The sequence below is a fragment of the Pollutimonas bauzanensis genome (genome assembly GCF_040393045.1).
GTDB lineage: Bacteria > Pseudomonadota > Gammaproteobacteria > Burkholderiales > Burkholderiaceae_B > Pollutimonas > Pollutimonas bauzanensis_A.
Map to the genome: position 1 here is coordinate 1 of NZ_JBEBUX010000055.1, position 24838 is coordinate 24838.

At 55.5% G+C, this 24838-nt stretch carries 28 protein-coding genes; 22 read left to right on the forward strand and 6 right to left on the reverse strand.

The window, feature by feature from the left end:
* Nucleotides 1-881: LysR substrate-binding domain-containing protein (locus ABWO67_RS10380; protein ID WP_353151345.1), on the reverse strand; the 881-nt coding region annotated here is incomplete at its 3' end.
* Nucleotides 882-1027: 146 nt separating this feature from the next.
* Here ABWO67_RS10380 and ABWO67_RS10385 point away from each other — a divergent pair.
* Nucleotides 1028-2029, forward strand: a complete 1002-nt coding sequence (locus ABWO67_RS10385) for a Bug family tripartite tricarboxylate transporter substrate binding protein (protein ID WP_353151348.1) — start codon at nucleotides 1028-1030, stop codon at nucleotides 2027-2029.
* A gap of 36 nt (nucleotides 2030-2065) precedes the next feature.
* The gene (gene ggt / locus ABWO67_RS10390) at nucleotides 2066-3670 is read left to right on the forward strand and encodes a gamma-glutamyltransferase (RefSeq protein ID WP_353151350.1); all 1605 of its coding nucleotides are present in this window, start codon (nucleotides 2066-2068) and stop codon (nucleotides 3668-3670) included.
* Between the two features lie 104 nt (nucleotides 3671-3774).
* Here the strand turns inward: ggt and ABWO67_RS10395 are convergent, their stop codons facing one another.
* A complete protein-coding gene (locus ABWO67_RS10395) occupies nucleotides 3775-5016 on the reverse strand; it encodes a type II toxin-antitoxin system HipA family toxin (protein ID WP_353151353.1) in 1242 nt (413 codons plus the stop codon).
* Complete coding sequence (locus ABWO67_RS10400) at nucleotides 5003-5329, reverse strand: helix-turn-helix domain-containing protein (RefSeq protein WP_353151355.1); 327 nt, start codon at nucleotides 5327-5329, stop codon at nucleotides 5003-5005. Before ABWO67_RS10400 ends, ABWO67_RS10395 begins: the two co-directional genes overlap by 14 nt.
* Before the next feature lie 325 nt (nucleotides 5330-5654).
* Between ABWO67_RS10400 and ABWO67_RS10405 the strand changes: the two genes are divergently transcribed.
* Nucleotides 5655-6056, forward strand: coding sequence for a GNAT family N-acetyltransferase (locus ABWO67_RS10405; RefSeq protein WP_353151357.1), 402 nt, complete (start codon nucleotides 5655-5657; stop codon nucleotides 6054-6056).
* Between the two features lie 5 nt (nucleotides 6057-6061).
* On the opposite strand, the gene ABWO67_RS10410 is transcribed toward ABWO67_RS10405, so the two are convergent.
* Complete coding sequence (locus tag ABWO67_RS10410) at nucleotides 6062-6829, reverse strand: RNA polymerase sigma factor FliA (protein ID WP_353151360.1); 768 nt, start codon at nucleotides 6827-6829, stop codon at nucleotides 6062-6064.
* Nucleotides 6830-7059: 230 nt separating this feature from the next.
* Here ABWO67_RS10410 and ABWO67_RS10415 point away from each other — a divergent pair, with 230 nt between their 5' ends.
* From ABWO67_RS10415 to ABWO67_RS10440, 6 genes are all read left to right on the forward strand, one after another.
* Nucleotides 7060-7464, forward strand: coding sequence for a flagellar protein FlaG (locus ABWO67_RS10415; RefSeq protein ID WP_353151362.1), 405 nt, complete (start codon nucleotides 7060-7062; stop codon nucleotides 7462-7464).
* A gap of 116 nt (nucleotides 7465-7580) precedes the next feature.
* Nucleotides 7581-8984, forward strand: a complete 1404-nt coding sequence (gene fliD, locus ABWO67_RS10420) for a flagellar filament capping protein FliD (protein ID WP_353151364.1) — start codon at nucleotides 7581-7583, stop codon at nucleotides 8982-8984.
* Nucleotides 8984-9427 (forward strand): flagellar export chaperone FliS, encoded by a 444-nt coding sequence (fliS, locus tag ABWO67_RS10425; protein ID WP_353151367.1) that lies wholly within the window; start codon nucleotides 8984-8986, stop codon nucleotides 9425-9427. Before fliD ends, fliS begins: the two co-directional genes overlap by 1 nt.
* A 127-nt stretch (nucleotides 9428-9554) precedes the next feature.
* The gene (locus ABWO67_RS10430; RefSeq protein WP_353151369.1) at nucleotides 9555-9881 is read left to right on the forward strand and encodes a flagellar protein FliT; all 327 of its coding nucleotides are present in this window, start codon (nucleotides 9555-9557) and stop codon (nucleotides 9879-9881) included.
* Between the two features lie 2 nt (nucleotides 9882-9883).
* A complete protein-coding gene (gene fliK / locus ABWO67_RS10435) occupies nucleotides 9884-11272 on the forward strand; it encodes a flagellar hook-length control protein FliK (RefSeq protein WP_353151371.1) in 1389 nt (462 codons plus the stop codon).
* Nucleotides 11269-11583 (forward strand): EscU/YscU/HrcU family type III secretion system export apparatus switch protein, encoded by a 315-nt coding sequence (locus tag ABWO67_RS10440; protein WP_353151373.1) that lies wholly within the window; start codon nucleotides 11269-11271, stop codon nucleotides 11581-11583. The genes fliK and ABWO67_RS10440 overlap by 4 nt, the downstream gene beginning before the upstream one ends.
* Here the strand turns inward: ABWO67_RS10440 and fliE are convergent.
* Nucleotides 11580-11912 carry a flagellar hook-basal body complex protein FliE gene (gene fliE / locus ABWO67_RS10445; RefSeq protein ID WP_353151376.1) on the reverse strand — a complete coding sequence of 111 codons (333 nt, stop codon included), beginning with the start codon at nucleotides 11910-11912 and terminating at the stop codon, nucleotides 11580-11582. The two genes, ABWO67_RS10440 and fliE, sit on opposite strands and share 4 nt — an antisense overlap.
* A 363-nt stretch (nucleotides 11913-12275) precedes the next feature.
* Between fliE and fliF the strand changes: the two genes are divergently transcribed.
* The 13 genes from fliF to fliR all read left to right on the forward strand — a co-directional run bounded on the left by fliF (nucleotide 12276) and on the right by fliR (nucleotide 23434).
* Nucleotides 12276-13970 carry a flagellar basal-body MS-ring/collar protein FliF gene (fliF, locus tag ABWO67_RS10450; RefSeq protein ID WP_353151378.1) on the forward strand — a complete coding sequence of 565 codons (1695 nt, stop codon included), beginning with the start codon at nucleotides 12276-12278 and terminating at the stop codon, nucleotides 13968-13970.
* Nucleotides 13957-14958 (forward strand): flagellar motor switch protein FliG, encoded by a 1002-nt coding sequence (fliG, locus tag ABWO67_RS10455; protein WP_353151380.1) that lies wholly within the window; start codon nucleotides 13957-13959, stop codon nucleotides 14956-14958. The genes fliF and fliG overlap by 14 nt, the downstream gene beginning before the upstream one ends.
* The gene (gene fliH, locus ABWO67_RS10460) at nucleotides 14951-15685 is read left to right on the forward strand and encodes a flagellar assembly protein FliH (RefSeq protein WP_353151383.1); all 735 of its coding nucleotides are present in this window, start codon (nucleotides 14951-14953) and stop codon (nucleotides 15683-15685) included. Before fliG ends, fliH begins: the two co-directional genes overlap by 8 nt.
* Complete coding sequence (gene fliI, locus ABWO67_RS10465) at nucleotides 15685-17175, forward strand: flagellar protein export ATPase FliI (protein WP_353151385.1); 1491 nt, start codon at nucleotides 15685-15687, stop codon at nucleotides 17173-17175. The genes fliH and fliI overlap by 1 nt, the downstream gene beginning before the upstream one ends.
* The gene (gene fliJ, locus ABWO67_RS10470) at nucleotides 17168-17617 is read left to right on the forward strand and encodes a flagellar export protein FliJ (RefSeq protein ID WP_353151387.1); all 450 of its coding nucleotides are present in this window, start codon (nucleotides 17168-17170) and stop codon (nucleotides 17615-17617) included. Before fliI ends, fliJ begins: the two co-directional genes overlap by 8 nt.
* Nucleotides 17618-17629: 12 nt before the next feature.
* On the forward strand, nucleotides 17630-18973 hold the full coding sequence (locus tag ABWO67_RS10475; protein WP_353151390.1) for a flagellar hook-length control protein FliK: 1344 nt from the start codon (nucleotides 17630-17632) through the stop codon (nucleotides 18971-18973).
* Between the two features lie 204 nt (nucleotides 18974-19177).
* Nucleotides 19178-19639: a flagellar basal body-associated FliL family protein gene (locus ABWO67_RS10480; protein WP_353151393.1), complete on the forward strand. Its 462-nt coding sequence runs from the start codon at nucleotides 19178-19180 to the stop codon at nucleotides 19637-19639.
* A complete protein-coding gene (gene fliM, locus ABWO67_RS10485; protein ID WP_353151396.1) occupies nucleotides 19640-20650 on the forward strand; it encodes a flagellar motor switch protein FliM in 1011 nt (336 codons plus the stop codon). It abuts the gene before it with no gap.
* The gene (fliN, locus tag ABWO67_RS10490) at nucleotides 20643-21188 is read left to right on the forward strand and encodes a flagellar motor switch protein FliN (RefSeq protein ID WP_353151399.1); all 546 of its coding nucleotides are present in this window, start codon (nucleotides 20643-20645) and stop codon (nucleotides 21186-21188) included. Before fliM ends, fliN begins: the two co-directional genes overlap by 8 nt.
* A gap of 7 nt (nucleotides 21189-21195) precedes the next feature.
* Complete coding sequence (fliO, locus tag ABWO67_RS10495; RefSeq protein ID WP_353151402.1) at nucleotides 21196-21525, forward strand: flagellar biosynthetic protein FliO; 330 nt, start codon at nucleotides 21196-21198, stop codon at nucleotides 21523-21525.
* 72 nt (nucleotides 21526-21597) lie between these two features.
* Nucleotides 21598-22341, forward strand: a complete 744-nt coding sequence (fliP, locus tag ABWO67_RS10500; protein ID WP_353151405.1) for a flagellar type III secretion system pore protein FliP — start codon at nucleotides 21598-21600, stop codon at nucleotides 22339-22341.
* Between the two features lie 9 nt (nucleotides 22342-22350).
* Nucleotides 22351-22620 (forward strand): flagellar biosynthesis protein FliQ, encoded by a 270-nt coding sequence (fliQ, locus tag ABWO67_RS10505; RefSeq protein ID WP_353151408.1) that lies wholly within the window; start codon nucleotides 22351-22353, stop codon nucleotides 22618-22620.
* Nucleotides 22621-22645: 25 nt separating this feature from the next.
* Nucleotides 22646-23434, forward strand: a complete 789-nt coding sequence (gene fliR / locus ABWO67_RS10510; protein WP_353151411.1) for a flagellar biosynthetic protein FliR — start codon at nucleotides 22646-22648, stop codon at nucleotides 23432-23434.
* Nucleotides 23435-23440: 6 nt separating this feature from the next.
* On the opposite strand, the gene ABWO67_RS10515 is transcribed toward fliR, so the two are convergent.
* The coding region (locus ABWO67_RS10515) for a methyl-accepting chemotaxis protein (RefSeq protein ID WP_353151414.1) at nucleotides 23441-24838 on the reverse strand (1398 nt) is incomplete at its 5' end.

Here is a 24838-nt window from a genome sequence, read left to right on the forward strand (position 1 = left end):
CCTCCTTCAAACATCCCCATACACGTTGCGTAAAATTCTTCCGCAAACTTGGGCCTTGCATAATCGCTGCGAATCACCAACCCAATACGACGAACTGCGGCATGCATATTCTTAGGTAAATACAGCACATGCAAGCTGGGATCGTTCAACCAGTCCGAATTGATCAGCAGCGGCAACAACGCAACCCCAACCTCCTGGCGCACTAACTCGACCAGCGAATCGATAGAGTTCAGTTCCAGGAACTCATCCACGGGGCAATGCAATTGTTTAAGAGCCCGATCAACCAAGCGTCCGGTATATTCCTTGCGGTCGAAACGAAGAAATGGATACCGCGCAAGCGCGTCTTGCGGTGAACGGGCTGCGGCACTTGCAGGCGCAAGCAAAATCAATGGTTCCTCGCATAGTGGAATCCACTGCAGGCCGGGCGGCATGCGTACCGGCTCCACGATAATCGCGGCGTCAAGCTCTTCCGCCTCCACCTGCTCGGCAAGCTCCCCCGACTTGCCGGTGGACAAGCGCACATCCAGGCGCGGGTAGCGGGTTTTGAGTTTGGAAATGCCTTTCGACAATGGTGCCATGCAAGACACAATGGCGCCAAATGCCACGGCGCCGGCCAGTTCCTCAGCATTTGCCTTTGGCGCGCACAATCTATCAAATTGATCCAAGAGTGCCTGAACTTCGGGCAGTATTTCGCGACCGGCGGCTGTTAGGACTGATATCCGGCCCTGACGCTCAAATAGCTGGCGGCTCAAGGTTTCTTCCAGCGCACGCATTTGGAAGCTGACCGCCGCTTGCGTCAATGAAACATGCTCAGCCGCCTCCGCAAATGAACCACATCTGGCGACTGCAATGAAGGTACGAAGAAAGCGGAGAGTACTCATAAAAAAATTTATCGTATTCCAATAAAAAATCAAATTGATTTAATCAAAGCATATCAGTATTGTTCGTTAACAAGCACCATAGTGTTTGGCACTATCGCTGCTTCAACGACAAGAATGCCGATAGCCCGGCATCAAGAGGAGACTTCATGAAAGCATTTTCAACGTATCCGAAAGCCTTATCCGTTTTGGGCGGCTTGCGCTGCCTGGTTGCCGGGGCAGGATTAGCCTTGTCCATGGGTGCACAAGCCGCCTATCCCGACAAACCCATTCAAGTCATTATTTCCTTTCCTCCCGCAGGGGCAACCGATGTGCTGGCGCGGGCAGTTGGTCAACGGCTGGCGGTCGAATTGGGGCAGTCAGTTGTGGTCGAAAACCGCCCCGGCGCTGGCGGTGCAATCGGCTTATCCGGCGCGGCCCGCGCAGCGCCTAATGGCTATACCTTGTATTTTGCTGCCACCACTAATCAGGCAATTGCCGCTTCAATATATAAGGACCAAGCAGCTAGCCTGACCAAAGACTTTATTCCCATTGGGCTTATCGGGTTCGTGCCCCATGCCTTGGTGGTGCCCGCCACACTACCCGTCAATAACGTAACAGAACTGCTCGCGTACCTTAAAGCAAAGCCCGGTGAATTCAACTATGCCTCCCAAGGCGTGGGTACGTTATCGCATCTGGAGTCGGAATTGTTTGTCGCCCAGAACGGGCTGAAAATGACACATGTTCCTTATAAGGGCAGTGTCCAGGCGCTGCCGGATGTGGTCAATGGCGCGGCTAGCATGATGTTCGACAGCGTTACCGGCTCCATGCCTTTGGCCAAAGGAAAAAAACTGAAGTATTTGGCCGTGGCTTCCTCCTCGCGGGTCAGCCTGTTGCCAGATGTTCCTACCTTGGCTGAAGCAGGTGTAAAGAATGTAGTTGCCGATAATCGGTTCGGCTTGTTCGCTCCAAAAGGCACATCCCCGCAAATCATCGATACTTTAGCCGTGGCGCTTAAGCGAGTCATCAACGACCCCGACCTGAAGAAATCCATGGCAGCCCAAGGAGCCGAAATGCGCTACGCAACGGGACCGGAGTTGGGCAAGATAGTGGCAGACGAGCACGAATACTGGGGAGGAGTCGTCAAAGCAGCAAATATCAGTGCACAGTAAGGCGAAATCGCCTATTTTTTTCTAGAGATGTAAATAATGAATCAAACTTCAGACTACTGGTCTTTTCCTTATCATTCGCAACGTATGCCGGTACTCGCCGACAACGTCGTAACCACCTCCCAACCGCTAGCCAGCGCTGCGGGCGCACAAATGTTCATGCGTGGCGGCAATGCCGTCGACGCGGCGCTTGCCACCGCCATTGCCTTGACGGTGGTCGAACCGTGCATGAACGGTATCGGCGGCGACGTCTTCGCCCTGATCTGGGATGGCACCGAAATCCATGGCCTGAACGCCAGCGGCCGGGCGCCCGCAGCCTGGACTCCCGAGCGCTTCGCCGCAATGAAAGCGATGCCCAGCCGCGGCTGGGATAGCGTAACAACGCCAGGAGCGGTATCGGGTTGGCGCGCCCTTTCCGATCGTTTCGGCACCCTTCCTTTCGAAGATCTGTTCGAGCCCGCCATTCGCTACGCCCGAGACGGCTATTTGGTTTCGCCAACAGTGCATCGCCAGTGGCAAGCGCAAATTGCCGAACTCAGCGGCCAGCCAGGCTTTAAAGAAGCCTTCGCGCCGAACGGGCGTGCACCCTTGCCCGGCGAGCGCTTCATCTGCCAGGGCCAGGCTGACACCCTAGCGAAAATTGCCCGCTCTGGCGGAGATGATTTCTACCATGGCGACCTGGCGGCTGCCATTGCCGCCCACGCACAGAAAACCGGCGGCCTGCTCACTCAAGCCGATCTGGCCGCACAGCGCGCTGACTGGGTCGACCCCATACGCATGGCGTATCGCGATCTAGAAGTCCTGGAAATCGGACCAAACGGCCAGGGTATAGGCGCGCTAATGGCCCTTGGCATGCTGGACACGCTAAACGTTTCGGCGCTGGAAGTTGACAGCGCCGACTATGTGCACTTGCAGATCGAAGCCATGAAACTGGCTTTCGCCGACTTGCATGCCTACGTCGGCGACGCCGACACGATGGCGCCGAAGATGACAGAGCAACTGCTGGATCGCGATTACCTGGCTGCCCGGGCTCGCTCCATCGACCCACAACGTGCGTCGTATCCTGGCCCAGGCAACCCGCATCAAGGCGGTACGGTCTATATGACGGCGGCCGACAAGAATGGCATGATGGTGTCCTTGATTCAATCCAACTTCAAGGGTTTCGGCTCCGGTGTCGTGGTTCCAGGCACCGGGATTGCGTTGCATAACCGCGGCAGTGGATTCAGCACAAGCGCTGGCCACCCGAATCAAGTCGGGCCCGGCAAACGACCCTTCCATACGATCATCCCTGGCTTCCTGATGCAGCAAGGAAAGCCACTGGCAAGCTTTGGCCTGATGGGCGGATCCATACAAGCGCAAGGACATGTGCAAATGGCTTGCCGCATCGCCGATCACCGGCAAAACCCGCAGGCGGCCAGCGACGCCCCCCGGTGGCGCGTTGCAGACGACAATCGGGAAGTCAGACTTGAATGGAACATGCCGGAAAAGACAGTACAGGGCTTGCGCGATAAAGGCCACGATGTGCACGTGGCTCCCCGCTTCGATTTGGAATTCGGTTGTGCCCAAATTGCAATGAAGTTGGAAACAGGCGGCTACCAGGCTGCATCTGACCACCGCAAAGACGGGTATCCAATCGGGTTTTGATACATATCAGGGGCACCATTCCCGGCCTTAATCGCTCTATTCAGTTAGACAAACAGGCCAACGAACACACTTCGTTGGCCTGTTTTTTCATGGTTCATGCTGTCCTACATTGCCTTCAATAAACGCAAGCCATTAGCGATTCGCCTAGTTAGTATCTGTGCTAAATCCTTACTGAACCGAGGCTTGATCACCTCAAATGCCAGCTTGATCCGCTCTAGTAAGGTATTCAGATGAGACTCTGCCTCTACGCGGCTAGTAAACCCAAACCGTAAAGCATCATCCAGAACAGCCTCCCGTGAAATATCAAATCGGCCCAGGGAGAGTTGCATTGTTAACGATCTGGGATCTTCATCCGGATTAGGCACCACATCAAATGCCGGCGACAATCTCCACCTGCTTTCTAAGGGGTGATATATGGCGGCATGGTTACGGGGATGATCGTCGTCATTGCCAACGACTGCGTTAAATACCATTCGGTTAAACAATTCAATAATGTCTTCGGAAGGAGCGCCGATCCTTCTAAGCTCCTCTGCAAGCCGCGGGTAACTCCACAGAGATGGGTCGAGTTTTCCCGGATACTCGGTTCCTAGAAGCGATGCGCCGCTTATCGCCATTATTCTTCGTGAACCATTACGATCAAACCGGAAACTTCGCATTACGCTTAACCCATCTTTGACTTGATGATGAACGGTTTGTGCAAAATTCAGCCCAGCTTCGGTCCCCAACTGTTGAGTAAGGTGTTCTAACAGAGGGATATCCCGGGTATCTGACGGCAAAATAGGCTTCACTAGCCAAAAACCGTCTTCCCCTCGCAACGTACCTTTCGGCCGAGCGCCACCCAAGCTAGGCGTTGCCATCAAGCTTTTCCGAATACGCACATCAATAGGCGGCCTTCGTTCGTAAATTGCCAAAAGCTCCAGAGCCAGCCCTTCCAACTGAGGCAGCTTGGGACTGGAGATCTCTGCAACGGATGGCCGAGGCGATGTGCCAATGGCCAAGCCCCCCCACCGGTCACCATTTTTTGCCAGGCTCAAGAACATACTTTCATGCGCGTCATGTGAAAGGTTATGTTCTCGTTGAATTAGCATTTTTCCCCAAGAATCAGGGCACGCATCGCGCAGAATGTCGTGAAGGCCTTGATATCGTGGTGCGACATGCTCGATATTTGGAATGAAAGGCAAATTCACGGGATCAATTGACCAACTTAAGCCAGCCTCGCAATAGCTGGGGGCATATCGAAAAGTACCCGTAACACCATCAGCATGCAGCGCATACCTGCCAACGGTAACCCAATCACCCGTATCAGGGCGCTGAAGATAGACAAAAAGCCGCTTAGAAGTTGTCATCGCCGACGTCACTTAGCACCGTTCGAGCGCGAGCCTGCGGATTAGCAGACCATAACTGCGGGTCTAGCGTAGGAACAGCAAAGTCAAGCAGACCAACCGTCATTAAAGCGCTTAGATAGGCGGCCGCACTTGCACCCGGGTCACCACGCTCTAGCCTACGCAGCGTCGCGTCAGATATGCCGACGCGCGTGCATAAATCAGTGGCGAGAATTTTTTGCGCAACTCGCTGGGCTCGTATGGCTCGACCCCATATTACCAAGCGTTCTTGTACTAAAGAAGGCGTTACTTCTGGCTTACGAAGCTTCTTTGGCATCGGAAAACCCCTCATAGATATCGAATTATATGGCATAACCAGTCATCTATGATCCAAATATTTTTAAATTTATAACTATAGATATCGTATTATATGGACTAATACGATATCTATAACAAAGTAGTCACTAGTCTTTTGTCTCTGAACAACAGCGCCGCGTTGAACTTCTTACCATGAAACTCCCTCTACGAACATCGAAGAATACGAGTGTCCACAGTTGCCATTTACGTTAAGCAACTCTAGTATGATGAATAATGCAGCCGCATAATATCCGCCCGGCTAAGCAGCCCATACGCTTTGCCTTTACATCAGGAATGTGAACGCCATGACCGTCATAGAAACCGAAATCGTAAATGCGATCAAGCCGATATTGGCTCCCTACCTGCAAAACCTGAACGATCACAAGTTCGACATTCAGCCCAACCTCATTGAAGTCAAAGTTCAGCAAGACGATAGCGAGCTCACACGGGCTACGCTGTTGCGGGTGAACGTTGTTGATGAACATAAACAAGTGCGGATATCCAGCATCGTTATGCCGGAAGCGATGAAGGGTCAGGGCCTGGGAAAAGCGCTGATTAAAGCAATATACATACCCGCCAAGGCCCATGGGTACGAAGTGTTCATTACCGACATGACTCCAGGCTTTTACCAGCGCCTGCTACGTCGTGGCGCCCGGTCGTTCGACGGCGAAACCGTCCAGATCAACGATGATACGGTACTGGCTTGATGGATTTATAGCAGCGCCTGGAACTCAACTTCGTCGAGGTTTTCTTGCCAATTGTTTTGCGCCAGAGCCGCGCGTATGCGCGCCACGGCCTGGGACCGCAATTGGGAAACCCTCCCCTCGGTAATACCCATGACCGCGCCGATTTCTTTTTGATTGAGATCTTGCTCAAACTGCAAAGACAGCAACAGTTGTTCGCGCTCAGGCAAACACGAGATCGCCATGACCAACGCGTTGCGCAAGCCCTGGGACACTAACTGGTTAAGGGGATTAGACCAGCGGCTTTGTTCGTCGCTGCTTGCCTGATGGTGGGCACGGTCTAAAGGATGGGTGGCGTCATCGTTATCCCGGGCCAGGTCTTCGTAATGAATAACCTGCACGCCGCGCGCCTCTTCCAGTAATTCCTGGTAGTCCGGCAACGGCATGCCGAGTTCCTCGGCGATTTCGGCTTCCGTAGCTTGCCGTAGCAAGCGGTGGTTTAGCTGATGTATGGCCTGCTCTATGCTTTTGGCTTTGCTGCGCACGCTGCGCGGCAGCCAATCCTGACTACGCAGTTCGTCAAGCATGGCGCCGCGTATCCGGGTAATGGCGTAGGTTTCAAACTGAGCCTCGGCGGTTTGCTGATAACGCCGCACGGCGTCCAGCAGGCCCATCATGCCGGCCTGCATCAAATCGTCAAGCTCGACGCTGGCAGGCAGTTTAGCTACAAGCTGCAAAGCCAGGCGGCGAACCATCGGAGCGTACTGTCCAACAAGGCGGTCTTCAGAGCTAGACATGCGGTATTGATCAAACAAACATACAGAATGCCTATTGTGGCCGAGGCTGGCGCCAGCTGTTGGACAGATCAGCCGGGCATTTTATTGCCTATTCCTGCAATTAGAACTGACATCGGGCTAAAGCTTCCTGACAAGCTGCCGTTAATTACGCATGATTCAGCGCAAGGTGTTGAAGGTTACGCGGATACCGGCGCCAGACAAGCTCAATAATAACTTTCAGGAGCCACCCTATGGCCAATCCTATAGGTGCCAATGCCGTATCCAGTCCTTATGTTCCCGCCGCGGCCGACTTAGCCCGCCCTCAGTCCATTCCGGAACCCGCTGTACAAGTCACCGCATCTGATAAAGCATCAAGCAGCAGCGATGCCAGCATGGCGTCCCGGCAGCAGCCCCAAAATCAAACAGAAGGCGATAACGACCCGCTGGGCAAGGCCCTGGAGCAGGTCAACGACAGCATGAAGGCCTGGGCCACTGGCATGCGTTTCGACATAGACCCTGAAGCCGAACGCGTTGTCGTGTCCATTATCGATAGCGCGACCGGGGAAGTCCTGCGCACAGTGCCTAGCGACGCAGTAATCCGCGTGGCAAAAATGATAGTACAGCTACAAGGGAAATCGGTCGATACCAAGGCGTAATGCCCTATCCGCCTTGCGAAAAAGGGTAAATGGCTAAAGAGCACAAGCTTCTAGCCGTTATCACACGCATTGAACTTGACCAAGCTGCAGCACAATACCTGTATACGGAGTTTATTATGGCTATTTCAAATATCGGCGTTGGTTCCGGCCTGCCGCTCGACAAGCTACTGGAAGATCTTCGCAAAAGCGAAAATATCGCCCTAAGCCTGATCAATGATCGGGCCACGACTGTTCAAAACCGACTGTCGGCCTACGGCACGGTAAAAGGCTCAATTGAAACCTTGAAAAAAGCGTCTGACGCTTTGGGTAAAGCAGAAGCCTTCGGTGCGCTTAAAACCAGCGTTAGCGGCGACGCCTTTACCGCCACCGCGTCCAGTAAAGCAATAGCTGGGCAGTACAACATCGAAGTCCAGCAGTTGGCTACACATCAAACCTTGACCAGTGTCGGCAAAACCAGCCGCACGGAAGTCTTGGCGGCAGGTAAAGTCGAAATCGAAATCAAAATTGCCGGCCAAGATGCCAAGACCTTAACCCTGGACTCTACCGACACCTCGCTTGAAGGCATCGCCAAAGCTATCAATGGCGACTCCAGCATGGGCGTGAGCGCCACGCTTATCAACGATGGGTCCAAATCCTATTTGTTGCTGACAGCCAAGAACACCGGCACCGAAGCGTCTGTAGAAAGCATTTCCGTAAGCGACGCTGGCGCGGGCACCGACATCACCGAACTGCAAAACACGATAGGCTTCACGCAAGGCGGCAGCAGTAACGCGCTGCAGGAAAAGGCTGCGGAAAACGCCAAGGTGATGTTCAATGGCATTGAAATCAATAGCCAAACCAACGTCATCGAAGACGCCATTGAAGGCGTAACGCTTACGCTACTCAAAAAAAATACCGCAGGTAGCACCGACGCATTGTCGGTTACCCGCGATGACGCTGTTACCTCTAAAGCCATTAATGATTTTGTCACGGCCTACAACAGCCTGCAAAATGTCATCAAGGTGCACACCAGCTTCAACGTCGACGATCCAACCAATTCAGGCGCGCTATCAGGCGACAGCTTGGCGCGCAACGTGCAAAGTCAACTGCGTAGCGGATTGAATGCAGTAAACGATACTGGCACCGTGCGCAACCTGTCGTCACTGGGCATCACTACCAATCCCAATACCGGCCTGTTGGTAGTCGATTCCAAAAAGCTCGAAACGGCCCTGAAAGACGGCATGGTCGATGTACAAAAACTGTTCGCCGGCGAAAACGGCATCAGCAAGAAACTGGGCGCGGTTGCAGACAACTTCGTCAAAAGCGATGGCGTAATCAGTTCCGCGTCCGACAGCATGACTCAGGCCTTGAAAGGCCTGGAAAAGCAATATGACGCCACGTCTCTTCGCATCGACGCAAAAATGGAAACCTATCGCAAGCAATTTTCCGCCCTGGACTCCATGATGGCGCAGATGGGTTCAATCAGCAGCTACCTGACCCAGCAACTTTCCATGCTTGGCAATATGAACGACAGCAAATAATGACTTATTCCTCTGCTCGCGGGCCTAGACGCCAACATGCTGTCAATGCCTATGCCAATATAGGCCTTGAAACCGAGGTATTCAGCGCCAGTCCCGAACACTTGATCACCCTGCTCTTCAATGGCGCCCAGGCGGCTATCCTGAAAGCCCGGCTACATATGGAAAGCGGCAATATCGAAGGCCGTGGGCTGGCCATCTCGAAAGCCATCGACATTGTGGACTCTGGCCTGAAAGCCAGCGTCGATCGGGAATCAGGCGGCGAACTGGCAACCAACCTGGTTGCCAGTTATGAACTCATCATACGCAATCTGTTATTAGCCAACCTGAATGCCGACCTAGATAAACTGGCGCTAGCGGAACAGTTACTGGTCAATATCGGCAGCGCTTGGCGCGAAGCTACCGACCCCGTTCGAACAGAACTATTTACCGAAAAAACCGGCTAATACTATTCCCCCGCCAACCTATTGCTTTTGGTTTCCAATCACTTCATCCTTGCACTATCAATAGTTTAAGCAAAGATAATATCGCCCCACACAGTCAATCCGCACAGACCCACCGATGATTTTACCTATGAGCCATACGTCTTCTATTTTGCGCCAGTACGAAATCATAGCCGGCATTTCCACTCGCATGCTCGTGGAAGCACGTGCCAATAATTGGGATACCGTGGTAGCCCTGGGCGAGCAATATCAAGATGCCGTAGAGTCCCTGCGCGCCATTACCAGTCTTAGCGATAAAGATCGCGAAGGACGAAAAAAACTGCTGGCCAAGATTCTCGACGATGATGCCAGTATTCGCATGCTGGCACGGCCAGAACTTGAGCGCCTCGGTACCTTGCTAGGCAACATGAGGCGCCAGCAAACCGTATTGCATACCTATTCCAGCACCATCTCTTAATCATGAGCATTGGCGGCCCATCGGCTCTAGGTACACTGCTGGTACACCGGCTTGATTCCGTTTTAGGCACCACACTATCCCAGCAAGCCAACCTGGTTTCAGGCGCGCGTCCAGATGCAATAACCCAACCTGGCAGCCCGGAGCGTCCGGACGCCGCGCAGAACCAGGTGCATCGGCAACCACGCGATGGCGTCGACCGAGCCACAGCGCAGACGGAACAGCAGACCAAAGAAGCCATCAACCGTGCCAAGGTGGATGCGCGGGCCGCGGAAATTCTGGCTGCGCGTAGCGCCCCCAGCACCAGCACTACGGCTTCAGCACCTACCAGTCTTGGTCATGCGGCCCGCACCATATTGGCGCTGCTGGCGAATTTTCCCGATCAGCCGCCCGCAGTACAAGGCAAGGCGCCTTTACTTGGCACCAACCCGCGCGCTGGCGACACCAGCCAATCTGGCAGCACCAGCACAACCAACGCCAACCAGACAAATCATGCCACACGCGCCGCTGCTGCTGCACCACAATCGGCATCCGCCCTGCCCGCGCAATTGGCTCAAGCTCTGGCCCATGCCCTGCAACGTAGCGGCATGTTTTATGAATCGCATTTGAATAATCTGGCCTTTGGCAAACAAACCATCAGCCAACTGCAACAAGAACCCCAGGCCCAGGCGGGCCGCGGATCGCCGGAGCCAGCAACCGCCGGACAAGGCAAGAATGCCGGAGCGGCAGCACCCGCCCCGAATTCAAACACACCGACAACTCCGGCGGCCACCCTGGCTAATGCAAACAATGCATCAACGGCAACACAAGGCCAGCGCAGCGAAGCGGGGTTTGTCGGCCAGAATACGTCGACAGCTGGCGCCAGCGCTGCGTCATCTCCCGCGCCAGCCCCCGCATCCGTACCCGTACCCGGACTGGACCCTCAAACTCACCAGTTAGTACGCCAGCAACTGGAAGTACTGGCTAACCAAACTTTTGCCTGGCGTGGCGAAGCGTGGCCTGAAGCCCCCATGGATTGGGAAATCAGCCGCCGTGAACCATCCCGGGAGGAAACTAACCTTCCACTCGAAGTCGACCACTGGGCAACGCGCATCAATATCCAACTACCAGTGCTGGGTAATGTGCAAGCCCGGCTGACACTGGCAGGACAACAAGTGGTCATGCAATTGATCGCACCTGAATCGTCTACATTGCTAAGCCAGCATACCGAGGCTTTGCGCAACCGGTTCTCTGCCATGGGAATGCAACTGAGCCAACTTTCTGTTGCCCGCGACGCCAGAGAAGTGGCTGGCAGCCGACAGATTCCAGACAATCCGACAGCATCGCTTTATCAGCGGCAAGCAGAAGCAGGGAATATTCCAGGCACTATCGACGGCGGAGGTACTGGGTCATGACCGATAACCCACATCCGCTGGACGATGGCCGCGCCGCTGCAGTTGCGATCACCTATGATGCCAACGACGCTTCACCGCGTGTGGTTGCGAAGGGTTACGGGACTTTGGCGGAAACTATTATTCGTACAGCACGGGAAAATGGCTTGTACGTGCACGAGTCGCCTGAGCTGGTCGGCTTGTTGATGCAAATTGATCTTGATGCGCATATTCCGCCGCAATTGTATGTAGCAATTGCCGAGCTTCTGGCATGGTTGTATGCATTGGAAGGCGGCACAAGCGACGACCTACTGGCTCACAGCAAACAGCCCTAAACAGCCATCCGGGCAATTTCTTGATAAGCCGCAACCAAACGATTACGCACCTGAACAGTCGCCTGAAATGCGATTCCGGCCTTCTGCATATCGATCATAACGTCATTGAGCGCCACATCTGGTGCGCCCATCTGAAAAGCCCGACCTTGCGCCGCTGCACTATTCTGCATCTCAGACACACGCGCCAGCGACCGTGACAACTCGGCAGCGAAACCGCCAGAATCGGCGACTGTGCTTGTCGGGCGAACCGAACCGGCCGATGCTGCTTGGGTAACCGCTCGCATCTGAGCAAGCATGTTTTCGATAGCGGATAGATTTTGTATAGCCATAAGTAGAGAGTATCCAAATACGCGAAATTCTCACGCCTGCCTACTGTACCGAACATCACGCAACGACAACCCCCACATCAAACACCAAAACACCCTTCTTTTCCGGCATTAGAAGCGCCCACCCCCAGGGCTATAGTCACCACTCAAGAAAGGCCAGAAAGCGCCTGATGACGGATTCGGTCGACCTCTCGTTCCATAAGAGCTAAATGACACCCAAAAGCAGCGTTTTTCGACGCTTGCCTACATAGCTTTTCACGCAATAATTCACACTCCCTTATTTCTGTCTCGCCGCATGTACACCCTGCCAACTACCAGCTCGACGTTCTCGCCAGGCCTGAGCCATTACAGCGATAGAGGTCGTCAATGAGCCAATCGGCCGCATTATTGGCCCGCTTTCCGGCACTAGGAAAACTCGGCAACTTGCCCAAGCCCTTACAACTGGGCCTTGCCGCAGCCGCCGTTGCTATCGTCGCAGTACTCCTGCTGTGGACCCGAGCCCCCGACTATAAAGTCCTGTTCTCCAATCTGGAAGACCGCGACGGCGGGGCCATAGTTGCCGCCCTGACGCAAATGAACGTGCCTTACCAGCTTGAGGCGACGGGCAATGCCATCCTGGTGCCTGCAGACAAAGTACACGAGGCGCGCCTGCAACTGGCGCAGCAAGGCTTGCCACGTAGCGGCGAGGCCGGATTCGAACTGATGGATAAAACCCGCTTCGGCGCCAGCCAGTTCACCGAGCAGGTCAATTACCAGCGCGCTCTTGAAGGCGAAATCGTCAGCTCGATCCAAGCCTTGCATGCCGTGCAAAGTGCCCGCCTGCACTTGGCCATACCGCGCGAATCCTTATTCGTTCGCGACCGTCAGGCGCCTACGGCGTCCGTCTTGCTAACGCTCTACCCGGGCCGCAGCCTAAGCGACGCCCAGGTGGCCGCCATTACCTGGCTGGTATCTTCCAGCGTACCTAATCTGACAGCCGACAAAGTGTCGGTAGTCGATCAAAATGGCCGGCTGCTCACTGCCCCCACCGGAGAAGCAGGCGCCGACGGCAGCAGGCGCAATCTGGTCAACGATATCGAATCACGTACTGTGCAACGCATCCTGACACTGCTTAATCCGCTGGTCGGGGTAGGCAACGTACGTGCGCAGGTCAGCGCCCAGGTCGATTTCGCCCAGCGCGAACAAACCTCTGAAGTCTATCGTCCGAATCAGAATCCCGGCGAGGCCGCAGTGCGTAGCGCGCAAACCAGCGCCTCCATGCAAAGCAATGTATTACCGCCTGAAGGCATACCGGGCGCGTTGACCAACCAACCTCCTGTCAACGCCACGGCGCCCATCGTAGCGCCGCCGCAGGCTGGCGCAGCGCCGCAAGCAAATGCCGCTGGTGCCGCCGCGAACGCAGGGGCCAATAACGCAGCGGGCAATCTGGCCGCAACGCCGGCTGGCAATAACACGCCCGGACAAGGTACAGGCAGCAGTCGCAACGACTCCACAATCAATTACGAAGTCGATCGGACTATCAGTCATATTAAGGATCCTCTGGGCAAGCTGCAACGGTTGTCGGTTGCTGTGGTCGTCAACTACCGCAATAACGATGGCAAGCCTGAAGCGATCCCCGCCGATGAACTCGAGAAGCTCAATGATCTTGTCAAGCAGGCCATGGGTTACTCGGCCGAACGCGGCGATACGCTAAGCGTGGTCAACAGCGTCTTCACCGACGATACGCCTGCTTCGCCGCCCATTTGGGAGAACCCGATCTACCTGGATTACGCCTTGCAGCTCGCTAAGTACCTGCTCATCGCGTTGATGGTCGTCCTGGTATGGCGCAAGCTGGTCAAACCCTTGATGGAAACCGCTGCCCTTGCCAAAGAACAGACTGATGCACAAGAGGCTCAACTTGCCAGCAGCCGCGAACAAATAGCGGCCGAGGAACGGCGAGCCTCTGAAATCAGTCGCTACGAAGACAATATGAACACGGCACGCACCATGGCTGAAAAAGACCCGCGTGCTGTCGCAATGGTGCTGCGCTCATGGATGGAAAAGAAAGATGGCAATCGCTGAACCCAATCTGGATCGCTGCGCAATTCTCATGATGTCTCTTGGTGAGGACGCCGCGGCCGAGGTTTTCAAGTACCTCAGCGCACGAGAAGTCCAACTGGTCGGCTCTGCCATGGCCAACCTTAAACAAGTCACCCGTGCCGATGTCGACGCCGTACTCGAGGAGTTTCGCCAGGAAGCCGACCAGTTCATGGCCGTCACGCTGGGTTCGGACGAGTACATACGCTCTGTACTGAACAAGGCACTGGGCAATGACCGCGCAGCCAGCCTCATCGAAGACATCCTGGAAGGGAGCGACAACGCCAATGGCATCGACGCCCTTAACTGGCTGGAAGCCACCAGCGTGGCAGAACTCATCGCCGACGAACATCCACAAATCATCGCCACGATACTGGTTCACCTTGAACGTGACCGCGCATCCAGCGTATTGGCCTTGCTCAATGAGCGGCTGCGCAACGATGTCATGCTGCGCATTGCCACGTTCGGCGGCGTACAGCCCGCCGCCCTGCATGAACTGACTGACGTGCTTAACACCATGCTGTCGGGCCAGGGCGCCAAGCGCAGCAAAATGGGCGGCGTACGCACTGCTGCCGAAATACTGAACTTCATGAGTACGGCAGAAGAAGATGCCGTGGTGGCCAATTTGCGGGAACTCGACGCCGATCTCGCGCAGCGCATTGTGGACGAAATGTTCGTCTTCGAGAACCTGGCCGATATCGAAGACACAGCCATCCAGCTGATACTGAAAGAAATCGATACGACGGCACTGACTATTGCACTGAAAGGCGCACCTGAAGAATTGCGCGAGAAGTTCTTCAAGAACATGTCGAACCGGGCGGCCGAAATGCTGCGCGACGACCTTGATGCGCAAGGGCCTGTACGCATGTCCAAGGTCGAGGAAGAGCAAAAGAACATTGTCCAGGTGGCTCGCAAACTAGCCGAAGCTGGCCAATTTACGCTAAGCGGCCTTGGAAGTGACGAGTATGTCTAACAAGCAAGTTGGCTACTACCAGGAAGCCGATATGTGGAAACGCTGGGAGATGACATCGTTCGATGCACCTCCCGCGCCTGTCAAACAAGCGGCCGAGCCAGCGGCCGATCCGGTCGATGTCTACGCCGAAATCCAGCGCGCGCGCGAGGCGGCTCAATTGCGCGCCCACGCCGAAGGCTATGCCTCAGGACACGCTCAAGGCCTGGCCGCTGGCACTGAAGAAGGCCGCAAGGCCGGACACGAGCTTGGCTATGAAGCCGGCTTCGAGGCAGGCCACACGGCGGGTCGCGAACGCGTCCAGCAAGAAGCTGCGCATTTGCAATCCGCCGCAAAAAACTGCGCCGACGCCCTCGCGTCAATAGAAGCCGAAATGGGTCAGGCCATGATTGCGTTGTCCATTCGGATTGCAGAGCAGGTGCTGCGTAGTACGTTAGACGCCCATCCCGAAAAAATACTGGATCTGGTGCGCGATATTACCCACCTGGATTCCAACAAAGAAACAATACTCAAACTGCGCCTGAACCCCGCTGATCTGGATCTGGTCGATCAATATCTCCAGCACGACCTTGACGTAAGCCATTGGCGGCTGCTCTCCGATGAATCCATCGAGCGCGGTGGGTGTCTGGCGGAAACCGTATTGGGCAATATCGACGCAACGCTCCAGACACGCTGGCAGCGTGTCACTTCGGCACTAGGCCACAGCGCTTTCGCGGGACGGAAAACCTGATGTCCAAGGACGCGGCTCTTCTCGCTACGGCCATCGATCGCTGGCAAGCCCAGCTCGAGGCCGGGGCGAGGCGTGTAGCGGCGACTGAATCATGGCACATAAGCGGGCGCGTCACGCGCGCGACAGGGCTGGTGCTTGAGGCCACCGGCCTGCGCCTGGCGGTAGGCGCCGCCTGCAAAATCGAAATATCCGCAGGCCAAAACTATTGGGCTGATGCTGAAGTCGTGGGTTTTCATGGCGATACGCTGTACTTGATGCCGCAAAGCGATATATCGGGCCTACCTCCTGGTGCCAAAGTCATTCCCATCGAGCGGGGCGTGCAATGCCCAGTTCCCTTGCCTTCGCATGCTCAGGAAGCCCGCGCCCTACCCCCTGTGTTGTCGCGCCGCCTGCCGGTGGGCGATTCCCTGTTGGGCCGCGTGCTGGACGGCGCGGGCAACCCGCTGGACGACCTCGGTCCCTTAACCGACGTGGGCTCGGCGCCGCTAGGCGCCCAGATCATTAATCCGCTTTCTCGCGCGCCGATAGATACCGTGCTGGACGTAGGCGTACGCGCCATCAATGGGCTGCTGACCGTGGGCCGCGGACAACGCATGGGGTTATTTGCCGGTTCGGGCGTCGGGAAAAGCGTACTACTAGGCATGATGGCCCGCTACACCAAGGCAGACGTCATTGTCGTCGGCCTGATTGGCGAGCGGGGACGTGAAGTCAAAGAATTCATCGAACACAACCTGGGTCCGGAAGGACTCAAGCGCTCTGTGGTCGTGGCTGCCCCGGCCGATGTATCGCCGCTGCTGCGGCTTCAAGCCGCGGTATACGCCACCAAACTGGCCGAACACTTCCGCGATGATGGCAAGCACGTCTTGCTGATCATGGACTCACTCACTCGTTATGCGATGGCGCAGCGTGAGATTGCCCTGGCCATAGGCGAACCGCCCGCCACCAAAGGCTACCCGCCTTCTGTATTCGCGAAGCTTCCCGCTCTGGTCGAGCGGGCCGGCAATGGGGCGTCGGTAGGAGGCAAGCCAGCGGGCTCGATTACCGCCTTCTATACCGTCCTGACGGAAGGCGACGACCAGCAAGATCCCATTGCCGACTCGGCTCGCGCTATTTTGGATGGCCATATCGTGCTGTCGCGCAGCTTGGCCGAATCGGGCCACTATCCGGCCATCGACATCGAAGCGTCGATCTCGCGGGTCATGTCGGCAATTGTTCCGAACGAGCAATTTACGCTGGTGCACAAATTCAAAAAAATGCTGTCCCGTTATCAACGTAACCACGACCTGATTGCAGTAGGTGCTTACACGTCAGGCAATGACCCGCAAATCGATGAAGCCATTGAGAAGTACCCATGGCTTGAAGCCTACCTGCAGCAAGGCCTGGACGTGCGCATCGATTACGGATCGGCAACGGAACAATTGGAAACCCTGTTTGGACAAGGCGTGGCGCGCTCGCACGACATGCCGCAACGAGGAATCAACCATGGCTAGCATGTCGTCACTCACTACCCTGATAGAACTGGCCAAAGATGGCGCCGACAAAGTCGGAAAGCAACTTAGCCAACTGACAAGCGAACGCAATAATGCCGAAGCCCAGCTCTCGACATTGCACGTTTACCGTCTCGATTACGCAGATCGTTTGCAGAAAGCAACCGAAACCGGCTTATCTGCATCGAATTATCATAACTTTAGGCAGTTCATTGCCACTTTAGATGAAGCGATTTCGCAGCAAAATAGAATCGTTGCACAGATGAATGCCAAAATCGAGCAAGGGCGTCAGCAATGGTATGCGGAAAAGCGTCGCCTAAGCTCCTTCGAAGCCTTGCAAACGCGCCAGTCGCATCAACTGCTGCTGCGCAACAACCGTAACGAACAACTCGCCAGCGATGAAGTATCGGCCAATTTGTACCGTCGGGCACACTACTCTCACTAATCAGGGCAAGCCATGACTACCTTAACGATTCCTGCTGCCTTGCCGGTTGCTCCCGGCAATACAAGCCGTCCGCCTTCCGATGCTGCGACTGAAACCGATGCGTCCGGCCCCAGCTTTTCCTCGGTGTTAAGCAACGAACAGTCGAACAGGTCTGCTGTGAAAACCGCCGTTACTGCTAATGGCGGTAGCCATACTGGCGCAAAGAAAGACCAGTTGGACGCGGCTCCGGAAGCAGGCAAAGATGCCGCAGACGAAGCTCCGGCTCAATCGGCTGATGAGCAAGGCCTGGGCCTGCCGCACATCGCACTAACTATCGCGGCTGAAGCCGCCCTTGCCATGGCGGGAAGACAAGCAGCTCCCGCCGGGACAGCTCAGTCCAAGGCATCACCAACCGCAGCGGGCTTGGCCCCTGGCGAGTTGCATGCAGTGCTAGTCGATAACGCCAAGGCAGACCCCGCGCAGGCGGACTCAACACGAACCAGCCCCCAAAAAGCGACTCTGGCCCTGCCGCAAACGACATTACCTGCACTTGAAGCGCGCATCACCGCCCACAATGACAAACCGGTTGAGCTTCCGGCCGGCTTTACGCCAGCAAGGGTGGCCCCCACCGCACCGCATCAAACCGAACTCGACGCCCGCAAGCCAATCAACCCTACGAATATAAAACCAGTTCTTGCCCAAGACCGTACGCGTACTGGCGATTCCAGCTTAGGCAAAGGGTCAACGCCCGATATTACGGCCTCGCTTGCTGCCATGGCGACCAAGACGGCTGCTTTCACAATCGCGCAGCACGATCAGAGCATCCCTCAAGCCGGCGCCGTTATCACGGGCGGCGCTTCAGGCGTACAGGCACCCCTGCTTTCCGGCAATGGCGGGCCGACTCCCGGAACTGCAGTTCAATTCGCTATGCCGGGTATTGCTACACCGCTACAAAGCCAACAATGGCCTGCCGATTTTGCCCGCCAGTTCATTTCTCTTGCCAAGGGCGGCCACAACATGCCGCACACGGCAGAACTGCGCCTGGATCCACCAGAGCTTGGGCCGCTACGCATATCCATCAATATCAACGACAACGTCGCTCATGCGATTTTCACGTCACCGCATGCCGCAGTCCGCCAGACAGTGGAAAACTCGTTGCCGCAACTACAGCAGATGTTGGCCCAGGCCGGCATCTCTCTGGGGCAAACCAGTGTCAATGACCAAGGGCAACAGGAATCGACATTTAATGAATCATTTGGCTCCGGCCGGAAGCCGGCCATGACCGCTGCCGCGAGCTCGTCAGGTGGAATCGACACCACCCCACAAACCGCGACGCGTAGCCGGACTCCCGATGCATTGGTCGATACCTTCGCCTAATGATGCCGCCCCGACAAACCCCGGAGCTATCAAGTATTCAGTGCCTTATTCGACATGATCATCTCTGCCTCGTCGGGGCACAATACGAAGACTTGAAAAATAGTATGTATAGGCATTCCCCAGCGGCGCACAATGGCAACTTCCAATAATCGATCCACTAGCCGACCGGCCATGGCAAAATCAGAACCTAGCAAAACTTTTAAAATGATCAAAACCTTGTTGGCGGTAGTCATCATTGTTGCCGCCAGCATAGGCGGCACCTTGTGGTACTACGAAAAATCCGGCTTTGGCCAAGCTAATGCAGAGCCGCCCGAAAACGCATCCGTTGCCACTAAAGCTGTGCCTTTAGCAATGCCTATTTTCACGCCTCTGGAACCTTTTACCGTTACGGTGCGCAACGAACAATCGCAGCGCATCTTGTATGTTGCCATTACATTGCGCATGGCAGACGAGAGTTCGCGCCGAATCATTATTGAGTACATGCCCGAGGTTCGCGACCGCGTGCTCAGAAAACTGGCCGAACAACGGCCCGACCACGTGCAAACCCCAGAAGGCCGCGAGGCACTGGTGCAAGCACTTCGCAACACGCTTCAAGAGCCCTACTTGCCACAGAACACCGGGCCCGCGATCACAAGTGTGTTATTTACTGCGTTCGTGGTCCAATAAATGTCATACCAAAGCCTTCTCTCTCAAGACGAAGTCGATGCGCTGCTAGCTGGCGTAACCGGCGAAAGCAACGAAAAGGCACTCCAGGCGCCAGAGCCGAGCGGCGTTCGGCCTTACGACTTAAGCTCGCCAGACCGTGTGGTGCGCCACCGCATGCAAACGCTGGAGCTCATCAATGAACGCTTCGCTCGTCGCCTGCGTTCAGTCTTACTCACCTTTATGCGGCGCAACGCCGACATTACCGTCGGCACGATACGCATACAAAAATACTCTGAATTCGAGCGCAATCTTCCTGTACCGAGCAACTTGAACATGGTCACCATGAGGCCGTTGCGAGGCGCCGCGCTATTCACGTTCGACCCTAACCTTGTGTTCCTGGTTATCGACAGCATGTTCGGCGGGCATGGCCGTTATAGCACCCGTGTTGAAGGGCGCGATTTCACAACCACAGAACAGCGGATTATCCGGCGGCTCCTGAACCTGACCCTCGAAAGCTACGGTAGCGCCTGGGAACAGGTGTATCCGATCGAGTTCGAATATGTACGTTCGGAAATGCACACGAAGTTCGCCAGCATCAGCAGCGGCAACGAGATCGTCGTGGTGACCTCATTCAACATCGAACTGGGGTCTTCTGGCGGAAATTTAAATATTTGCCTGCCCTACTCCATGATCGAGCCGGTGCGCGACCTGCTTACTCGCCCTCTACAAGAGGCCAGTGCTGGCGCCATCGACCAACGCTGGACGCAACAGTTATCACGCCAGGTACGTAGCGCCGACGTTGTGCTGGCCGCCGATTTTGCCCATATCCAGACTAGCATTGCCGAGCTCATGCGGCTGCAGGTCAACGATATATTACCCATTGATATGCCCGCAGCCGTCACCGCCCATGTCGGCGGCGTACCCGTACTGGAATGCAACTACGGCACGTTCGACGGCCGTTATGCACTACGTGTAAACAAGATACTGGCGAACTCCGAAACCGAACTCACTCAAGCAAACAAACATGACTGACCCCAAACAAGATATCGCCAAAGATAACGAAGCTGCCGACAGCTCCGAACTGGACTGGGCTGCCGCGCTATCCGAGCAAGCAGCCCACACGGCGAGCTCATCCACCCAGGCTGACGGCCTGGCCCAGGAAGTCGACGATTGGGCAAGCGCGCTCGCCGAACAGACTGCGGCACCTGTGACAACGTCTTCGGTCAAGCCGGCTTCACCCGCTACAGCGAGTGCCGCAGCGCATGTTTTCACGCCCCTGGCGGCCGCCGGTATCGAAGGCAATAGCGATATCGACATGATCATGGACATCCCGGTGCAATTGACCGTGGAACTCGGCCGCACCCGACTCACGATCAAGAATATTCTGCAGCTTGGCCAAGGATCGGTCGTAGAACTGGACGGCCTGGCCGGCGAACCGATGGATATTTTCATTAACGGTTACCTAATCGCACAGGGCGAAGTCGTCGTGGTCGACGAAAAATACGGCATCCGCGTCACCGATATCGTGACTCCTTCAGACCGTATCAGCCGGCTTAACAGCCGCCGCTGAATACATCATGAATGAAACCGACGTACTACGCCTTATTGTCAGCCTGATTTTCATCGTCATGCTGATACTGGCCGGTGCGTGGCTGACCCGCAGGTCCGGCTGGCTGCGCACGGGCGATGCTCAGGCCATAAAAATCCTTGGCTCTCAAAGCCTTGGCGCAAAATCCTTTGTTGCGCTGGTTCAAGTCGAAGATGCTCGCCTGGTACTAGGTATAACCAGCACACAGATTTCCTTGTTGCACACCTTGCCGCCGGCGGATCCCGCTGCCGCCACGCAAACCAGCATTCCGGCCAGCGGCTTTGCCGCTACGCTGGGTAAAATCATGAAGGCTCGCTAAGTGCGCCTGCCCTTTTTTGCAACAATGACTCGCTTCTTTTCCTGCATTTTTCGCTTTTTGAATGCGCCCTCCATGCAGGTGTGGGTGCTGCTGGCGCTTGCCCTGATCGCCTTTTTCCTGCCATCCATCAGTTTCTCGCAGACGCTTCCCGCCATTACATCCACCACGGATGCGAACGGTAGCCAGACTTGGTCATTAAGCATACAGACGCTTGCCATGCTGACCATGATGTCGTTCTTGCCGGCGATGCTGTTGATGATGACCGGTTTTACACGAATCATCATTGTCCTGGGCCTGTTGCGCAACGCGATGGGCACGGGTGCATCGCCGCCCAACTCGGTGCTGATCGGCCTGACGATGTTCCTGACCTTTTTTGCGATGGCCCCCGTTTTCGATCAGATCTACGAACAAGCCTACCAGCCCTTGAGCGCCGGCAGCATTTCATTCGAGCAGGCGCTAGACCGCGGTATCAAGCCCTTGCATACCTTCATGCTGCATCAGACACGCGAAGCGGACTTATCCCTGTTCGCCAATATGGCCAACGTGCCTGAGATCGAAAGCCCTGAACAAGTCCCCTTGCGCATACTTGTGCCGGCCTTTGTGACCAGCGAGCTGAAGACGGCGTTTCAGATCGGTTTCACCATCTTCATCCCATTCCTCATCATCGACCTTGTCATCGCCAGCGTGCTGATGGCCCTGGGGATGATGATGGTGCCGCCCGTCACCATATCGCTGCCGTTCAAGCTTATGCTGTTTGTGCTGGCCGACGGTTGGCATCTGCTACTCGGTTCGCTGGCTAGAAGCTTTTATCAGTAAAGGGAAAGCATGAATTCCGAAACCGTCATGTCCATGACCTATCTTGCAATGAAAGTGGCACTAAGCATGGCAGGCCCCTTATTGCTGGTCACGTTGTTTGTAGGCTTGTTCATCAGTATTTTTCAGGCCGCCACACAAATCAATGAAATGACGCTGTCATTCATCCCCAAGCTGCTGGCTGTCGGCGTAACGCTTGTGCTGCTTGGCCCATGGCTGATCAGCACGATGGTCGACTATATGCAGAACCTGTTCTCGCAAATACCCGGCCTGGCCTCGTAAAGCCCACGCAGCAGCCAGGAAAAACATGATTTCCGTTGACATCGAGCAGCTCTATACCTGGCTCAACGCCTTTCTCTGGCCGTTTTTCCGCATACTTTCTTTAATGATCACGGCGCCGCTACTGGGCGAGTCGGCCATTCCCTCGCAGGTCAAGATTGGCTTTGCCGCAATCGTTACCATAGCAATCGCACCAGCCTTGGGGCCAATGCCTGAAGTACCTACAGGCTCTTTCGCAGGCATCTGGATAGCAGTGCAGCAGGTATTTATTGGGTTGGCGCTGGGCCTGGTCATGCGTATTGTCTTTGCGGCCGTGCAAACCGCTGGCGAATTCATCGGCTTGCAAATGGGCCTGTCATTCGCCTCTTTTTTCGACCCGGCAACAGGGGCGAACACTGCCGTATTGGCCCGCCTTATGAACGTGGTCGCAATGCTGGTTTTCCTGGCGCTTAACGGCCACCTGCTCATGCTGGGTGGATTCATGCGCACCTTCGACCTCTTGCCCATACGCATAGGGGCGCTTAACCCCAATGGTTGGGGTGTGTTGTTCGAATGGAGTTCGCAGGTCATGGTATCAGGCATGCTGCTGGCGCTGCCATTGATTATCGTACTGCTCACGATCAACTTGGCACTGGGCATCTTGAACCGTACCGCTCAGCAATTATCAGTATTTGCAGTGGGCTTTCCGATCAGCCTGATGACCGGATTGACCTTGCTGACCATCGTTCTGCCTCAAACCACGCCCTTCTTGTCTCGCCTTTTCGATTCAAGTTACAGCGTCATCGCCAGGCTCGCACAAGCCCTGGCAGCGCCATAAACAGACTCAAGAATACGAACCCTGCAAGGCTGTGTATGCGTCTTGTCGCGACACCTCTGCCGGCTGCGCCTGAACATCGATCACGTCGCTCGCATTGATCTTGAAAACAGATACCGCTTCGGTCAGGCGGGCGGCCTGGTCTTGCAGTGAGCCCGCAGCGGCCGCAGCCTGCTCAACCAACGCAGCATTTTGCTGCACTACGCTATCCATTTCGGTAACGGCCTGGTTCACCTGCTGAATACCGTCGGACTGCTCAGTGGATGCGGATGAAATTTCGCTCATGATGGTGGTGACGCCCTGCACCGACACGACCACCTCTTGCATGATGCCTCCCGCCTCGCTGGCTTGCTTGGCGCCGGAACGCACCTTAAGCAAAGACTCCTCGATCAGCACCTTGATTTCCTTGGCCGCCTGAGCACTACGTTGCGCCAACGAACGCACTTCCCCGGCGACAACAGCAAAGCCCTTACCCTGTTCGCCGGCCCGAGCCGCTTCCACTGCTGCGTTCAAAGCCAGGATATTGGTCTGGAACGCAATGCCATCAATAACGCTGACAATTTCGGACATCTTGGTCGAACTGGTCGAGATTTCATCCATAGTGGTGACCACGACAGATACGGCCTTGCCTCCGCGCAACGCCACTTCCGACGCATCTTTGGCCAGCTTGTCGGCCTGCATGGCGTTATCCGTATTCTGACGCACGGTGCTGGACAGTTCTTCCATGCTTGCCGCCGTTTGTTGCAAGGCCGCAGCCTGCTGCTCGGTACGGCTGCTAAGGTCGGTATTGCCCATAAATATTTCGCGTGAACCCAGGGTGATCTCTTCCACCCCCTGACGCACAGTACTTACTGTACGCGTCAGGCTTTCCTGCATGCGGCGCAATGCCTCGTACAGCACGCCGATTTCGTTGCGTGACCTGACATCGATGCGCTGGGTCAGGTCACCGCTGGCAATACGGTCGAAATGCGAGCCTGCCAGTATCAATTGCTTGACCACCACTCGACCAAACACGACACGCATCACTATCATCAACAAGAAGCCGATGAAAATCGCTATTCCAATCGCGGTCAGGGCCTGTCGGAACGTAGCGCCGGCCTTCGCGAAAAATTCGGCCTGTCTCTTTTCTATATGGCTTGAGAAAGTGTCGATCGAGGATTGAAACGCCGCGCTACGCGCAATACCGAACTCACTGTTCACGAAGTAAAAAGTCGTGTAGTCGTTGCTTTCCAACGCCTGGACCATGGGGTCGATGCCATCATCCATATAGGGTTGGTAAGTGCTGACAATGCGCGTGGCTAAACGGCGGCCATCGACTGTTTCAGGCGTATTTTTGCGAAATGCTGCGAAATTGGCTTTTACAGAATCCAGTTGCTTGTTAGCCTCATCCAGCATGGCCCGCGCCTT

Bases quoted from the DNA above. Each gene is read 5' to 3' on its own strand.
- ABWO67_RS10440 (WP_353151373.1), top strand. From the start codon at position 11,269: ATGACCGATAACCCACATCCGCTGGACGATGGCCGCGCCGCTGCAGTT.
- ABWO67_RS10430 (WP_353151369.1), top strand. From the start codon at position 9,555: ATGAGCCATACGTCTTCTATTTTGCGCCAGTACGAAATCATAGCCGGC.
- fliS (WP_353151367.1), top strand. From the start codon at position 8,984: ATGACTTATTCCTCTGCTCGCGGGCCTAGACGCCAACATGCTGTCAAT.
- ABWO67_RS10400 (WP_353151355.1), bottom strand. From the start codon at position 5,329: ATGCCAAAGAAGCTTCGTAAGCCAGAAGTAACGCCTTCTTTAGTACAA.
- ABWO67_RS10475 (WP_353151390.1), top strand. From the start codon at position 17,630: ATGACTACCTTAACGATTCCTGCTGCCTTGCCGGTTGCTCCCGGCAAT.
- fliE (WP_353151376.1), bottom strand. From the start codon at position 11,912: ATGGCTATACAAAATCTATCCGCTATCGAAAACATGCTTGCTCAGATG.
- fliM (WP_353151396.1), top strand. From the start codon at position 19,640: ATGTCATACCAAAGCCTTCTCTCTCAAGACGAAGTCGATGCGCTGCTA.
- fliF (WP_353151378.1), top strand. From the start codon at position 12,276: ATGAGCCAATCGGCCGCATTATTGGCCCGCTTTCCGGCACTAGGAAAA.
- ggt (WP_353151350.1), top strand. From the start codon at position 2,066: ATGAATCAAACTTCAGACTACTGGTCTTTTCCTTATCATTCGCAACGT.
- fliQ (WP_353151408.1), top strand. From the start codon at position 22,351: ATGAATTCCGAAACCGTCATGTCCATGACCTATCTTGCAATGAAAGTG.
- ABWO67_RS10480 (WP_353151393.1), top strand. From the start codon at position 19,178: ATGATCAAAACCTTGTTGGCGGTAGTCATCATTGTTGCCGCCAGCATA.
- fliJ (WP_353151387.1), top strand. From the start codon at position 17,168: ATGGCTAGCATGTCGTCACTCACTACCCTGATAGAACTGGCCAAAGAT.
- fliO (WP_353151402.1), top strand. From the start codon at position 21,196: ATGAATGAAACCGACGTACTACGCCTTATTGTCAGCCTGATTTTCATC.
- fliN (WP_353151399.1), top strand. From the start codon at position 20,643: ATGACTGACCCCAAACAAGATATCGCCAAAGATAACGAAGCTGCCGAC.
- ABWO67_RS10415 (WP_353151362.1), top strand. From the start codon at position 7,060: ATGGCCAATCCTATAGGTGCCAATGCCGTATCCAGTCCTTATGTTCCC.
- fliI (WP_353151385.1), top strand. From the start codon at position 15,685: ATGTCCAAGGACGCGGCTCTTCTCGCTACGGCCATCGATCGCTGGCAA.
- ABWO67_RS10405 (WP_353151357.1), top strand. From the start codon at position 5,655: ATGACCGTCATAGAAACCGAAATCGTAAATGCGATCAAGCCGATATTG.
- fliG (WP_353151380.1), top strand. From the start codon at position 13,957: ATGGCAATCGCTGAACCCAATCTGGATCGCTGCGCAATTCTCATGATG.
- fliK (WP_353151371.1), top strand. From the start codon at position 9,884: ATGAGCATTGGCGGCCCATCGGCTCTAGGTACACTGCTGGTACACCGG.
- fliD (WP_353151364.1), top strand. From the start codon at position 7,581: ATGGCTATTTCAAATATCGGCGTTGGTTCCGGCCTGCCGCTCGACAAG.
- fliP (WP_353151405.1), top strand. From the start codon at position 21,598: ATGCAGGTGTGGGTGCTGCTGGCGCTTGCCCTGATCGCCTTTTTCCTG.
- ABWO67_RS10410 (WP_353151360.1), bottom strand. From the start codon at position 6,829: ATGTCTAGCTCTGAAGACCGCCTTGTTGGACAGTACGCTCCGATGGTT.
- fliH (WP_353151383.1), top strand. From the start codon at position 14,951: ATGTCTAACAAGCAAGTTGGCTACTACCAGGAAGCCGATATGTGGAAA.
- ABWO67_RS10395 (WP_353151353.1), bottom strand. From the start codon at position 5,016: ATGACAACTTCTAAGCGGCTTTTTGTCTATCTTCAGCGCCCTGATACG.
- ABWO67_RS10385 (WP_353151348.1), top strand. From the start codon at position 1,028: ATGAAAGCATTTTCAACGTATCCGAAAGCCTTATCCGTTTTGGGCGGC.
- fliR (WP_353151411.1), top strand. From the start codon at position 22,646: ATGATTTCCGTTGACATCGAGCAGCTCTATACCTGGCTCAACGCCTTT.